This is a genomic window from Brachybacterium sp. P6-10-X1 (genome assembly GCF_001969445.1).
Taxonomy (GTDB): domain Bacteria; phylum Actinomycetota; class Actinomycetes; order Actinomycetales; family Dermabacteraceae; genus Brachybacterium.
The window spans coordinates 4,273,304-4,286,539 of the sequence record NZ_CP017297.1; the positions used below are offsets into that span (position 1 = coordinate 4,273,304).

Consider the following 13,236-nt stretch of genomic DNA (forward strand, 5'->3'; position numbering starts at 1 on the left):
TCCCACCCCGCTACAGTGGGACCCCGACAGCACCGAGGAAGGATCCACTGGTGAGCACATCGTTCGAGCGCGTCTCTCGCTTCAGCGTCGGATACGACATGCGCGAGGTCGACGACTTCCTCGCGCGCGCCCGCACCTCCTATGAGGGGCGCGACCCCGAATTCTCCGGGGCGGACATCACGTCGGCCAGCTTCGGGACCGAGCGCGGGGGCTATGACATGCGGGTGGTCGACGAGGCGCTGGACCGCCTCTCCGACGCCTTCGCCCTGCAGGCCCGGGACGACGCCATCGCGTCGACGGGCGAGGATGTCTGGGTCGCCCAGCTCACCGAGCGCGCCGAGAGCCTCAAGGAGCGCCTCGAGCGTCCCGCCGGGGACCGATTCGCCCCGGCCTCGCAGGGAGAGCCGTCCTACGACAAGGCCGACGTCGACGCGCTGTGCGATCAGCTGGTCGCCTACTTCACGGACGGGCTGCCGATGAGCGTCGACGATGTGCGGCGCTCCGCCTTCCGGCGCCGTCGCGGGGCCGAGGGCTACCGCGAGGCCGTGGTCGACGTCTACCTGGACCACGTCGCGGACGTGATGGCCTCCGTGCCGTGATCGACGCCGACGCCGTCGTCGGCGACGGGTCGGCGCGATGAGCGCGGCCCTGTTCGTCCTCGGCGTCCTGGTCGTGGCCGCGGGCCTGGCGGTCTCGATCGCCCTGCACGAGATCGGGCACCTGGTCCCGGCGAAGCTCTTCGGCGTCCGGGTCACCCAGTACATGATCGGCTTCGGACCGACGGTCTGGTCCCGCACGCGGGGGGAGACCGAGTACGGCGTCAAGGCCTTCCCCCTCGGCGGCTACATCCGCATGATCGGCATGTTCCCGCCGCACCGGGGCGAGCCCGAGGGCACCATCCGTGAGGATTCCACCGGTCTGCTCCAGCAGATGACCGAGATGTCCGAGGACGCCAAGGCCTACGAGTCCTCGCAGTACGGTGCCGAGGACGCGCATCGCACCTTCGTGGCGCTGTCGGTGCCCAAGAAGCTCGTCGTGATGCTCGGCGGCCCGACGATGAACCTGCTGATCTCCCTGGTGCTGATGACGGTGATGGTCAGCGGCATCGGGATGCCGGCGGTGACCCCGACGGTGCAGGCGGTCTCCGAGTGCGTGCTGCCGGCCGGGGCTCCCGCCGACGCGAGCTGCGAGGGGGAGCGGCCCCCCCCCGCGCTCGCCGCCGGGATCCGGCCGGGGGACACCCTGCGGTCCATCGACGGCCACGAGATCAGCACCTGGTCCGATGTGACCACCGCGATCCGTGCCAGCGGCGACCGCACCGTTCCCGTCGTCGTCGAGCGCGACGGCGAGACGCTGCGGCTTCAGGCGACCCCGATCGTCGACGCCCGTCCGGTGCTCGACGAGGACGGGGCCGTCGTCCGCGATGCCGAGGGCGACCTGGTCACCGAGCAGGTCGGCTTCCTCGGGGTCTCGGGCACGCCCGACCTGGTGCCCCGGTCCCCGGCCGTCGTGCCGGAGCTGGCCTGGACCACCTTCTCGCGGACCGGCGAGCTGGTCCTCACCCTGCCCGTGCGGCTGTACGAGGTCGGCCAGGCCGCGTTCGGCAGCGCCGAGCGCGACCCGAACGGTCCGCTCGGCGTGGTCGGCGTCTCGCGCCTGGCCGGGGAGGTCGCCGCCGCCGATCAGCCCGGATTCGAGCTGCGCGAGAAGGTCGGCACCATGATCTCGATGCTGGCCTCGCTGAACATGGCGCTGTTCGTGTTCAACCTGGTGCCGCTGCTGCCCCTGGACGGCGGCCATGTGGCCGGAGCGCTGGTCGAGGGGGTGCGACGGTTCCTGGCCCGTCTGCGCGGGAGAGCGGATCCGGGTCCGGTGGACATGTCGCGCCTGCTGCCGCTGACCAATGCGGTCGCGATCGTCTTCGTGCTGATGACGGTGCTGCTGCTGTACGCCGACATCGTCGAACCCATCACGCTGTTCCCCTGACCTCCGCCGGCATGAGCACATCGCCAGGACGAGACGGCCATAATGGGGACGTGACTTCCGTGAGCCCGGGCATCCCCGCCGCGCCGACGGCGCTGCCGGCGGCCCCGTGCCCCGCGGCCGACCCGGAGGGCGAGGTGGTCGTCTCTCACGGTGCCGTCTCGGTCTCGGCAGGCTGAGGGGCGATGTTCCGGCGCGGTGGCCGGGTCCGGCCGGTCCGCCCCAGCGGTCTCGATGCCGCGCTCGCGCTCGCCCTGCAGGACCCGGTGGCCAATGCTCTCGCGGGCGCTCGGCTGCGGGAGGTGGGGCACCATCCCGCCGTCTCCCAGGAGTTCTCCTCCATCGGCGACGAGAAGGAGCCCAGCGGTCTGCTGTGGCACGGCGTGAACGTCTCGCCGCTCTCGGCGACCGAGGAGGCGCTGGACGAATTCGGCCGCCACGTGGCCGCTCGCTCCCGCCGGGCCAGCTCGGTGGTGGGCCGACGCCGCGCGGTCGAGACCCTGTGGGAACCGCTGGCCGACGTCTGGGGCCCGGCCGTGCGCGAGTACCGCTGGAGCCAGCCGCTGCTGGTGGCCGGCGAGGCCGGGAGCCTCGGGGCGTCCCGGCTGCGCCCCGCGCTGCCCGGGGAGGAGGGCGCGGTCTTCCCGGCCGCGGTCGCGATGTTCCGGGAGGAGGTCGGGATCGATCCCCTGCTGGGCGACGGCGGGCGCTCCTATCGAACTCGGATCAAGGAGCTGATCCGCCTCGGCCGCACCTATGTCGTCATCGAGGACGGCCAAGTGCTCTTCAAGGCCGACGTCGGTTCCCTGTTCGGCCCTGTCGCCCAGATCCACGGCGTGTGGGTGCGTCCTGACCACCGCGGCCACGGCCTGGGCCGGACCGCCATGGCGGACCTGGTGCGGCAGGTGCGCCGCGATCACGCGCCGCAGGTCTCCCTCTACGTCAACGACTTCAACGAGCCGGCCCGGCGGGCCTACGCCGCCTCCGGATTCCACCAGGTCGGGGAGCTGTCCACGATCCTGTTCTGACCGGGGCCGGGCGTCTACGATGCCTCGATGAGCACATCCCCGGACCAGGGACCCGCCCCTGATAGCACGATCGGGGCCCGGGTGTTCCTGCTCGTGGGCCCACCGGCCGTGACGGCGCAGCCCCGGACCCCGATCGTCGATCAGCACCGGTTCAGCACCGGCTCAGCACCGGTTCTGCTCGGGCCCGTGTCCGCTCACTTCCCGCTGAGCGCATCCAGCGCCAGCAGCACGTTCGCCGCCGTCCACGCCAGCGGCGCGACCGCGGCGGGCCGCCCGTCGAAGAGCACCTTCTCGGGCAGAGAGCCGGCTCCGGTGCGGTGCTCGGCGAGCCAGGTCAGGATCTCCTCGGCCTCCGCCGTCCGCCCGGACCGGGCGAACGCGAGGGCGAGCAGGCTCGTCGACGGTGTCCAGCTGATCCCGTCGGCCTTCCAGGACGCGCCGGGGGCGATCCCGCCGGCCGGGCGGGCCAGCTCCTGACGCAGGGAGAGGAGCCGGTCGGTCGGCGCGATGTCGTGGCAGCCGGTGGCGTCCAGGAACGCCAGGGCCGAGTCCGCGCCCCCGCCGCGCCGGTGGCGCTGGTATCCGTGCGCCCCGAAGGTCTCCGTCAGCAGGGACTCGAATGCCACCGCTGCGCGTCGCGCGCGGTCCTGGCCGGTCAGCTCCGCCCCCGCTCGCAGGCCCGCGAGCGTGGCGGCCATGATGCCGAGCGTCACGGAGCGCTCATGGACCTCCCAGTAGTCGGGGGAGACCGGCGGCATCACCGTGCCGTCCCCGGTCGAGGCCAGCAGCACCCGCTGGGACGTGCTGATCAGCACGGTGAGACGGTCCACGAGCTCGGCGCGGGAATCCTCGGGTGCCGTGCGGGCCACCTCCGCGGCGGCCCAGAGCACCAGACCGGTCCCGTCGAACTGGCGGGCGCGGTCATCGGGCGCCCGGCCCGTCCCTGGCACGTACCGCGCCTCGTACCAGCCATCGGCGGCCTGCAGGGACTGCAGATGGGTCAGGACGTCCAGAGCTCGGTCAAGAAGCCCGATACGGGCGAGGGCCACCGCGGCGAAGGCCGCGTCCCGCGGCCAGATGAAGCGCCAGTTGCGGCTCCAGCCCGCGACCGGGGCGGGGAGCTCATCGGTGAGCACCCACAGGTCGGCCAGCGCCGAGGACCCGAGCTCGCGCAGCGCGGGGGGTGCGGCGGGAGAGCCGGAGCCGGAGGCGAGACGGTCCGTCCACGCGGCGGCGCCGGCCAGGAACGCCGCGGCGCGCTCGCGGACCGGTGCCTGCTCCGGGACCGTCTCCAGCACCCGGGTCCCAGGTTTCGGGGAACCCCTCCGGTCCGGTGCCCCGTCGGCCCCTACCAGCTGCCGGGACCCGGAGGCGTCGTAGGCCACCGTGGTCGAGAACAGCGGGACGACCGTGCGCGGATCGACCGGAGGCGAGAGTCGACGGCTGAGCGTATAGGCCCCGGCCCCGGCCGCTCCGAGGACGGCCAGCGTCCCGGCACCGCGCAGGACGCGACGGCGGGACGGGGCCTCGGGAACCGCAGCGTCCTCCTCCGTCCCCGTCGAGGGGTCCGGGACGGAGGAGCGGGGCGTCCGCCGGTGGCCTGGCCGATGCATCCCTCCAGGGTACTGCGGGGCCGGTGGCGTGCTCGGGTCCGCGACGGTCGGTCAGTCGCTCTCGGCGACGGCCCCGGCCGCGGCGGCCAGCTCGCTGATCCGCCGCGCCATCGCGAGGTCGCGCTGCGTGATCCCGCCGACGTCGTGGCTGGTCAGGGTGACGCCGACGGAGCCGTAGCCGAGCGTCAGGTCAGGGTGGTGATTCGCCTCCTCCGCGGCCGCCCCGATCTCGGTCACGAGGGCCAGCGCGGCGGCGAAGTCCTTCGTGCGGTAGCTGGCCGTGAGCACGGGGGTGGGCCGGCCGAAGTCGGCGAGATCGGCTGCGTCGATCTCGGCGGGGGTGAGGGCAGGGGTCTTCTCGCTCATGTCGGCCACCCTGCCACCGGCGCGCGGTGGGCGGAAGGGCGCGCACCGCTCGGTTCGCCGATAGGATCCTCCCTGGAGCTCCTGCCCACGATGAGAGGCCGTCCTGCCATGATCCGTATGTCGTCGTCGTTCGTCCGCACCCTGCGGGAGGACCCGGCCGACGCCGAGGTCGCCAGCCATCGGCTGCTCGTGCGCGCCGGGTACATCCGCCGCAGCGCGCCGGGGGTCTACACCTGGCTGCCGCTGGGACTGAAGGTGCTGCGCAAGGTCGAGCGGATCGTGCGCGAGGAGCAGGACCGCATCGGTGGTCAGGAACTGGTCTTCTCCGCGCTGCAGCCGCGGGAGCCCTACGAGGCGACGGGACGCTGGGAGGAGTACGGGCCCCTCCTGTTCCGTCTGCAGGACCGGCGGGAGGGCGACTACCTGCTCGCGCCCACCCACGAGGAGATGTTCACCCTGACGGTGAAGGACCTCTTCAGCTCCTACAAGGATCTGCCGACGATGCTGTACCAGATCCAGACCAAGTATCGCGACGAGGCGCGTCCCCGGGCGGGACTTCTGCGCACGCGCGAGTTCATCATGAAGGACGCCTACTCCTTCGACGTGGACGACGCCGGCCTGGACGCCTCCTACGAGAAGCAGCGCGGCGCCTACCAGCGCACCTTCGACCGGCTCGGACTGCCCACCGTGATCTGCCGGGCCGACGCCGGCGCGATGGGCGGTTCCCGCTCGGAGGAGTTCCTCCACCCCACGCTGGTCGGCGAGGACACCTTCGTGGTCTCCGACGGCGGCTTCGCCGCGAACGTCGAGGCCGTCACCACCGTCGGCCCCGCGCCGCTGGACGCCGCGGCGATGGCCGCGCTGCCGCCCTCCCGGGACGTGACCACGCCCGGCACGGGCACCATCGCGAGTCTCGTGGACCACCTCAACGGCCACGAGCCGCGTCAGGACGGCCGGGACTGGGACCGCACCGACACCCTCAAGGCGCTCGTGTACCAGCTCCACCACCCCGACGGCTCCACCCAGCCGCTGCTGGTGATGATCCCGGGCGATCGCGACGCCGACCCCAAGCGGCTCGAGGCCGCCCTCGCCCCCGCCACCGCCGTGCCCTTCACCGAGGAGGACTTCGCGGCGCACCCCGTGCTCACCAAGGGATTCATCGGCCCGGTCGGGCTGGGGGAGGACTCCGACTCGGGCGTGAAGGTGCTGATCGATCCGCGCGCCGCCGACGGGACCCGCTGGGTGGTCGGCGGCCTGGCCCCGGACGTGCACACGCTCGACGTGGTGCCCGGGCGCGACTTCGTCCCGGACGGGTACATCGAGGCCGCTGAGGTGCGCGAGGGAGATCCGGCGCCGGACGGCTCCGGCCCCCTGCACCTGACCCGCGGCATGGAGATGGGGCACATCTTCCAGCTCGGCCGCACGTACGCCGAGGCCCTGGACCTGCGGGTGCTCGACGTGAACGGCAAGTCCGTCGTGGTGACCATGGGGTCCTACGGGATCGGGGTCACCCGCGCGGTGGCCGCGATCGCCGAGCTGAACCATGACGACAAGGGCCTCGTGTGGCCCCGCCAGATCGCTCCGGCCGACGTCCACATCATGGCCACCGGCAAGGACCAGGAGGTGCATGACGAGGCCGAGCGGATCGCGTCCGAGCTCGAGGCCCGGGGCCTCGAGGTGCTCTTCGACGACCGCCCGAAGGTCTCCCCGGGGGTGAAGTTCAAGGATGCCGAGCTGCTCGGCGTGCCCACCTCCGTGGTGGTCGGCAAGGGGCTGGCGACCGGCATCGTCGAGGTCCGCGACCGCGCGAGCGGGGCGATCGACGAGGTGCCGCATCAGGAGGCGATCGAGGCCGTGCTCGCGGCGGTCCGCGCCGGCTGAGTCAGGTCGCGTCGCCCGGCGGCGGGTCCTCGGCCTCCAGGCTCGGCAGCGGCCGCATCTGCCCGGCGCGGCCCACCAGCGTCTCCGCCTCCTGCATCGCGGCGACGATGGACAGGGGACGACGGGCGAACGGCGCCGCCCCGACCAGGGCGACGTGGTCGACCATGAGAGCGCGGGCGAGCTGTGCGGGCAGGCGCGCGGCAGACCCCTCCTCGAGCGCGCCGTCCGGCAGGGCGTACACCGCCTGCCGAGGCACCACCGGCCCGCCGTCCTCCTCGGCGACCGCCGTGAGGGTCTCGGCCCGCTGCCGGTGGCGGTCGCGGAGGACGAGGTGGCCCTCGCGCACATCACCGCTGGTGCGTGCCGCGAGCACCTCGTGGACGTATCCCGTGTACCACTCCTCCTGCTGGGCCTGCTCGAGCGTGGAGTGGTAGTCGACCTCCGCCCCGATCGACGGCGGATCCGTCTCGGGGACCTCGCGGCGCGGCCGGATCTCCTCGCTCGTGCGCAGGGCGGGCACCTCGCCCGCCTCCGCCGCCTGCTGCAGGACGTGCACGCTCCAGGCGGTCCGTGCCGCGATCGCGACCACCGGCCGAGCGAGGGAGCCGGAGACCTGACGGGCGGCGTCGGCCGCGGTCCGTCGCAGGTCGACGAGCACGGCGACCAGTGCCGCCGCGTCCTCGGGCGCCTCCGGGGGCGGGGGAGTGGATGCCACGGCGGGATCCGATGCCGCGTCCTGCTCCCGCTCGTACTGCGCCCCGGTCAGCAGCGCGGTGCGCTGGACGGGAAGAGCGGAGCCGAGATCCCCGAGCGCCGCGTCGAGGGCGGAGGATGCTCCGCTCCCGGCATCGGCCCGCTGGGCCAGCAGGTTCCGTCCGGCCTCGGCCCGCTCGATCAGAGTCAGCAGGTCGGAGCGGTAGAGGTCGTCGATCCCCGGGGGTGGAGGCGTGTACTGCTCGGGCCCGCCGAGGCGGATCGGGCCGCAGCCGGACAGCGCGGCGGGCAGGGCGAGCACGCCGATCGTGCCCACGCTCAGCAGGCGGCGCCGGCTGACCGGGCGGGCCGGGAAGGACGGGCGAACGGGACGGTGCACAGGAGGATTCTCGCATCGGGACCCCCTGAGGAGGCACCGGCGGCCCGGGGCCACTATCCTGGGGGTGCACCGCGGGGCATCGCCCCCGGTGGGCACAAGCATTCATAGGCAGGAGGAGGTGAGCGAGCGATGAGCGATCCTGGCGATCATCCGGCACACACCGCCCTGCGGGACGCGGCGACCGAGGTCCTGGCGCCCCATGGCCTCGTGCTCGAGGAGATCGTGGTGGCGGGCCCCCGGACGCGCCCCGAGGTGCGACTGGTCGTGGATCTGCCCGAGGACAGCCTGGGCAGCGTCGATCTCGACACCGTCACCGCGGCCTCGCGGGAGCTCAGCGCACGGATCGACGCCGACGACACCCTGCTCGGACCGGATCCGGCCGTCCTCGAGATCACCACCCCCGGAGTGGAGCGTGAGCTCACCGCCGCTCGCCACGTCCGCCGCGCCCGCGGGCGCCTGCTGACGCTGACCGTCGCCGACGGCACCCGGTACCGGGCTCGTCTGCTCGCTCTCACCGCCGGGGACGTCCTTTTGCTGCGCCAGGAACCCGGCCGCGACGACCGCGGGCGTCCCCGCCGCCGCCCCGCGGGCACCCCCGAGAGGCTCGAGATCCCGCGGGCCGATATCGTCTCCGCCCGCGTGGAGATCGAGTTCGACCCGCCCGCCGATCTCGCGCAGCTGACCGCTGACGCCGAGAACACCGCATCGGACCACACCGCCACCACGAAGGAGAGCTGAGATGGACATCGACATGGGTGCCCTGCGGGCCCTCGAACGCGAGCGGGACATCCGCCTGCCCGTCCTGCTGGACGCGATCCGCTCGGCTCTGCACGCCGCCTACCTGCACACCGACCACCCTGTGCGGGACTCCGAGGTGATCATCGACGAATCCACGGGCGAGGTCGCCGTCCTCGCCCGGGAGCGCGACGGGGACGGCACCGTCCTCGAGCAATGGGACGACACCCCCGAGAACTTCGGGCGGGTGGCGGCCTCCACGGCGCGTCAGGTGATCTTCCAGCGCATCCGCGACCTGGAGGACGACGCGGTGCTGGGCGAGTACGCCGACCGGGCCGACGACATCGTCTCGGGGATCATCCAGCAGGGCCGTGACCCGCGCATGGTGCTGGTGGACCTCGGGGAGGTCGAGGCCGTCCTGCCGCCGCACGAACGGGTGCCGGGGGAGGACTACTCGCACGGACGCCGGCTGCGCGCCTACGTCACCGAGGCGCGCCGCGGCCCCAAGGGTCCGCAGATCACGCTCTCGCGCTCGCATCCGAACCTGGTGCGTCGCCTGTTCGCCCTCGAGGTGCCGGAGGTCGCCGACGGCACCGTCGAGATCACGGGGCTGGCCCGCGAGGCCGGGCACCGGACCAAGATGGCGGTGCACGCGACCGTGCCCGGGGTCAACGCCAAGGGATCGTGCATCGGCCCGATGGGTGCGCGCGTCCGTGCCGTGATGAACGAGCTGGCGGGGGAGAAGATCGACATCGTCGACCACGACGAGGATCCCGCGACCTTCGTCGCCAACGCCCTCTCGCCCTCGAAGGTCTCCAGCGTGACGGTGATCGACGAGGTGGGCAGGGCGGTCCGTGCGATCGTCCCCGAGGCGCAGTTCTCGCTCGCGATCGGCAAGGACGGGCAGAACGCCCGACTCGCCGCGAAGCTCACCGGATGGAAGATCGACATCAGGCCCGAGGGAGATCCGGACGCCGGCACGGTGGTCGACGGCGGCCAAGGCGCCCAATAGCGCCTGAGGTGTGGCTCACGCCTCCCGCAGGAGCGGGCGTCGCGGCGGTCCGCTACACTGGGGAGGCTGTTCGTCGAGGCGCTCCGCCGGCCGTCCGCGGTCCCGTGTCCGCCCCGACGAGAGTGCTCGGAACGGAGGTGGAGGCGTGGTCATCCACCGTTCGGCCTCCCGTCCCGAACGCACGTGCGTCGGCTGCCGTCAGGTGGTTGCGCGCGATCAGCTGGTGCGTCTGGTCCGGGAGCCCGCTCCCGACGGCGCCGCCCCGCGAGTCCGTCCCGATCCCACCGGATCGGCCAGCGGCCGCGGCGCGTGGCTCCATCCCGACGCGTCATGTCTCGACCTCGCCCTGCGGCGAGGCGGCTTCGCCCGGTCCTTCCGCGGCGCGGTCGACACCGGGCTCCTGGCCCGGGACCTCGAGAACCCCGATTTCACCCGAACGTGGAACAGGTAGAAGAACCCATGGACATCCGATGAGTACTCACCCATGAGCACCCTCAGGAATTAATGGTCCGCGCCCTCTTGTCGGCCGGACCGAGACAGGAGAAAAGTGGCTAAGGTCCGCGTCCACGAGCTCGCCAAGGAGCTCGGACACCCCAGCAAGGCCGTTCTGCAGAAGCTGCAGGACATGGGCGAATTCGTGCGCTCCGCCTCATCGACCATCGAGGCGCCCGTCGCCCGCCGTCTGCGAGAGGAGCTCCCCGCCAAGAGCCGGGACGACGCCTCCTCCAGGAGCAGCTCCGGCAAGAGCGCCTCCGGCACGACCGGCTCCGGTGAGGCGTCCCCGGCGCGCAAGCCCGGTGGTGCCCCCAAGCCCGGCAGCGCGCCCAAGCCGGGAGCGAAGCCCGCGCCGGCCGCCGCGTCGGCCGAGGAGAAGCCCGCCGCTCCCGCACCGGCGGGCGGGAAGCCGGCCGCTGAGCGGCCGGAGCCGTCGGAGAAGCCGGCCGATCCCGCGCCTGAGCAGGCCCCGGCCGATCCGGCCCCGGCGGCGGAGGAGTCCCGTCCCGGTGCCCCGAAGCCCGGTGGCGCGCGTCCGACCGCCCCGAAGCCCGGTGGCGAGCGCCCGGGCGCCCCGAAGCCCGGTGGCGCACGCCCGGGCAACAATCCGTTCGCCAGCTCGCAGGGCATGCCTCGCCCCGGCTCCCGCAAGCAGGACCAGGGCGGCGGCGGTCGCCCTCCGCGTGAGGGCGGTCCGCGTCCGGGTGGTCCCCGTCCGGGCAACAATCCCTTCGCCACCTCGCAGGGCATGCCCCGTCCCGGTGCTCGCAAGCCGGGCCAGGGCGGCGAGCAGTCCGGCTCCGGCCGTCCGCCCCGCGAGGGCGCCGGCTCCGGGTCCGGCGGTCCCCGCCCCGGGATGCCGACCCCCGGCATCATGCGGCAGCACTCGCATGGCGGCCTCGCCGATGCCCGCCCGGGCGGCGGCTCCGGCGGCGGCCGCGGCCGCGGCGGACGTCCCGGTCCCGGCGGCGGTGGTGGGACGGGCGGCCCCGGTCGTCCCGCCGGCGGCCCCCGCGGTCGCGGCGGCCGCGGCAGCACCCAGGGTGCTTTCGGCCGTGGCGGCAAGCCCGCCCGCTCGCGCAAGTCGAAGCGCGCCAAGCGCCAGGAGTTCGAGCAGCAGCACCAGGCACCCGCGCCCGGTGGCGTCGCGATCCCGCGCGGTGACGGCGAGACCCCGATCCGTCTGCGCCGCGGTGCCTCGCTGACCGACTTCGCCGACCGCATCGACGTCAATCCCGCCTCGCTGATCACGGTGCTGTTCGCGATGGGTGAGATGGCCACGGCCACCCAGTCGCTGGACGAGGAGACCTTCGATCTGCTCGGCGCCGAGCTGGGCTACAAGATCGAGATCGTCTCCCCGGAGGACGAGGAGCGCGAGCTGCTGGAGCAGTTCGACATCGATCTGGATGCCGAGCTCGCCGAGGAGAGCGAGGAGGACCGTGTCCCGCGCCCGCCGGTCGTGACCGTCATGGGCCACGTCGACCACGGCAAGACCCGCCTGCTGGACACGATCCGGAAGGAGACGGTCGGTGCCGGCGAGGCCGGAGGGATCACCCAGCACATCGGTGCCTACCAGGTGCCGGTGGAGCACGAGGATCAGGAGCGTTCCCTGACGTTCATCGATACCCCGGGCCACGAGGCGTTCACCGCCATGCGTGCCCGTGGCGCGGACGTCACCGACATCGCGATCCTCGTGGTCGCGGCCGATGACGGCGTCATGCCGCAGACCATCGAGGCGCTCAACCACGCCCAGGCGGCGAACGTGCCGATCGTGGTCGCGGTGAACAAGATCGACAAGCCCGAGGCGAATCCGCAGAAGATCCGTCAGCAGCTGACCGAGTACAACCTGATCGCCGAGGAGTACGGCGGCGAGACGATGTTCGTCGACGTCTCCGCCCGGGAGAACCAGAACATCGAGGCGCTGCTCGAGGCGGTCCTGCTGACCGCGGACGCCGCCCTCGAGCTCTCCGCGAACGCCGACAAGGACGCCCGCGGTGTGGCCATCGAGGCGAACCTGGACCGCGGCCGCGGCCCGGTCGCCACGGTGCTGGTCCAGCAGGGCACGTTGCACGTCGGCGATGCCATCGTGTGCGGCGTCGGCCACGGCCGTGTCCGTGCGATGCTCGACGAGAACGGCGACACCGTCCGCGAGGCGGGCCCGTCCCGTCCGGTCCAGGTGCTCGGCCTGACCTCGGTCCCCGGTGCCGGCGACTCGTTCCTGGTCGCCCAGGACGAGCGCACCGCCCGACAGATCGCCGAGAAGCGCGAGGCCGCCAAGCGTGCCGCGTCGCTGTCCAAGGCCCGCAAGCGCATCAGCCTCGAGGACATCACCAAGTCGATGGCCGAGGGCAAGGTCGAGACCCTCAACCTCATCCTCAAGGGTGACGCCGCCGGTGCGGTGGAGGCCCTGGAGGAGTCGCTGCTGGGCATCGATGTCGGCGAGGGCGTGGACCTGCGCATCATCGACCGCGGCGTCGGCGCCATCACGATGAACAACATCAACCTCGCCGTCGCCTCGGACGCGATCATCGTCGGCTACAACGTGCGGGCCGAGGGTCCGAACGCGCAGTACGCCGACCGCGAGGGCGTGGAGATCAAGTACTACAGCGTGATCTACAACGCGATCGACGAGATCGAGCAGGCGCTCAAGGGCATGCTCAAGCCGGAGTACGAGGAGGTCGAGCTGGGCTCGGCGGAGATCCGCGAGATCTTCCGCTCCTCCAAGTTCGGCAACATCGCCGGTTCGATCGTGCGCAGCGGCCTCATCAAGCGCGGCGCCAAGGCTCGCATCACGCGAGACGGCGTGGTGATCACGGAGAGCCTCGAGATCGCCGGGCTGCGTCGTTACAAGGACGATGTGACCGAGGTCCGGGAGGGCTTCGAGTGCGGCATCAACCTGGGGTCCTTCAATGACCTGCAGACCGGTGACACCATCACGACGTACGAGATGCAGGAGAAGCCCCGCAGCTGATCCGACGACGCCCGGGCGACCCCGCTCGCCCGAGCGTCGTCGCGGGGGAGGAGCGACGC

The 13,236-nt window shown here is 72.7% G+C and carries 12 protein-coding genes; 9 read left to right on the plus strand and 3 right to left on the minus strand.

Features of this window, described 5'->3' with window-relative positions; translation table 11 throughout:
- Positions 1–50 precede the first annotated feature (50 nt).
- From BH708_RS19025 to BH708_RS19035, 4 genes are read left to right on the plus strand one after another with little or no spacing between them, the layout of a single operon-like run.
- Positions 51–599, plus strand: a complete 549-nt coding sequence (locus BH708_RS19025; RefSeq protein ID WP_076810511.1) for a DivIVA domain-containing protein — start codon at positions 51–53, stop codon at positions 597–599.
- A gap of 37 nt (positions 600–636) precedes the next feature.
- A complete protein-coding gene (locus BH708_RS19030) occupies positions 637–1,986 on the plus strand; it encodes an RIP metalloprotease (RefSeq protein ID WP_076810512.1) in 1,350 nt (449 codons plus the stop codon).
- 50 nt (positions 1,987–2,036) lie between these two features.
- Positions 2,037–2,162 (plus strand): hypothetical protein, encoded by a 126-nt coding sequence (locus BH708_RS20530; protein ID WP_256386303.1) that lies wholly within the window; start codon positions 2,037–2,039, stop codon positions 2,160–2,162.
- A 6-nt stretch (positions 2,163–2,168) separates the two neighbouring features.
- Positions 2,169–3,011, plus strand: coding sequence for a DUF4081 domain-containing GNAT family N-acetyltransferase (locus BH708_RS19035; RefSeq protein WP_076810513.1), 843 nt, complete (start codon positions 2,169–2,171; stop codon positions 3,009–3,011).
- 194 nt (positions 3,012–3,205) lie between these two features.
- Here the strand turns inward: BH708_RS19035 and BH708_RS19040 are convergent, their stop codons facing one another.
- Complete coding sequence (locus BH708_RS19040) at positions 3,206–4,624, minus strand: hypothetical protein (protein WP_253705411.1); 1,419 nt, start codon at positions 4,622–4,624, stop codon at positions 3,206–3,208.
- A 51-nt stretch (positions 4,625–4,675) separates the two neighbouring features.
- A complete protein-coding gene (locus tag BH708_RS19045; protein WP_076811638.1) occupies positions 4,676–4,990 on the minus strand; it encodes a 4a-hydroxytetrahydrobiopterin dehydratase in 315 nt (104 codons plus the stop codon).
- 108 nt (positions 4,991–5,098) lie between these two features.
- On the opposite strand from BH708_RS19045, the gene BH708_RS19050 reads away from it, so the two are divergent.
- Positions 5,099–6,871: a proline--tRNA ligase gene (locus tag BH708_RS19050; protein WP_076810514.1), complete on the plus strand. Its 1,773-nt coding sequence runs from the start codon at positions 5,099–5,101 to the stop codon at positions 6,869–6,871.
- A gap of 1 nt (position 6,872) precedes the next feature.
- Here BH708_RS19050 and BH708_RS19055 read toward each other — a convergent pair whose 3' ends face one another.
- On the minus strand, positions 6,873–7,964 hold the full coding sequence (locus BH708_RS19055) for a DUF4439 domain-containing protein (RefSeq protein ID WP_076810515.1): 1,092 nt from the start codon (positions 7,962–7,964) through the stop codon (positions 6,873–6,875).
- Positions 7,965–8,093: 129 nt separating this feature from the next.
- Here BH708_RS19055 and rimP point away from each other — a divergent pair, with 129 nt between their 5' ends.
- The 4 genes from rimP (at position 8,094) to infB (ending at position 13,177) form a co-directional block, all read left to right on the plus strand.
- A complete protein-coding gene (rimP, locus tag BH708_RS19060) occupies positions 8,094–8,702 on the plus strand; it encodes a ribosome maturation factor RimP (RefSeq protein ID WP_076810516.1) in 609 nt (202 codons plus the stop codon).
- 1 nt (position 8,703) lies between these two features.
- The gene (gene nusA, locus BH708_RS19065; protein ID WP_076810517.1) at positions 8,704–9,711 is read left to right on the plus strand and encodes a transcription termination factor NusA; all 1,008 of its coding nucleotides are present in this window, start codon (positions 8,704–8,706) and stop codon (positions 9,709–9,711) included.
- A 145-nt stretch (positions 9,712–9,856) separates the two neighbouring features.
- Positions 9,857–10,162, plus strand: a complete 306-nt coding sequence (locus tag BH708_RS19070; RefSeq protein WP_076810518.1) for a YlxR family protein — start codon at positions 9,857–9,859, stop codon at positions 10,160–10,162.
- Positions 10,163–10,258: 96 nt separating this feature from the next.
- Positions 10,259–13,177, plus strand: a complete 2,919-nt coding sequence (gene infB / locus BH708_RS19075) for a translation initiation factor IF-2 (protein WP_076810519.1) — start codon at positions 10,259–10,261, stop codon at positions 13,175–13,177.
- The last annotated feature ends 59 nt before the right edge of the window (positions 13,178–13,236 follow it).

What these genes read in the sequence shown, in the direction of transcription:
- BH708_RS19050 (WP_076810514.1), top strand. Translation starts at nt 5,099, where the DNA reads ATGATCCGTATGTCGTCGTCGTTCGTCCGCACCCTGCGGGAGGACCCG.
- BH708_RS19040 (WP_253705411.1), bottom strand. Translation starts at nt 4,624, where the DNA reads ATGCATCGGCCAGGCCACCGGCGGACGCCCCGCTCCTCCGTCCCGGAC.
- BH708_RS19045 (WP_076811638.1), bottom strand. Translation starts at nt 4,990, where the DNA reads ATGAGCGAGAAGACCCCTGCCCTCACCCCCGCCGAGATCGACGCAGCC.
- BH708_RS19035 (WP_076810513.1), top strand. Translation starts at nt 2,169, where the DNA reads ATGTTCCGGCGCGGTGGCCGGGTCCGGCCGGTCCGCCCCAGCGGTCTC.
- nusA (WP_076810517.1), top strand. Translation starts at nt 8,704, where the DNA reads ATGGACATCGACATGGGTGCCCTGCGGGCCCTCGAACGCGAGCGGGAC.
- rimP (WP_076810516.1), top strand. Translation starts at nt 8,094, where the DNA reads ATGAGCGATCCTGGCGATCATCCGGCACACACCGCCCTGCGGGACGCG.
- BH708_RS19030 (WP_076810512.1), top strand. Translation starts at nt 637, where the DNA reads ATGAGCGCGGCCCTGTTCGTCCTCGGCGTCCTGGTCGTGGCCGCGGGC.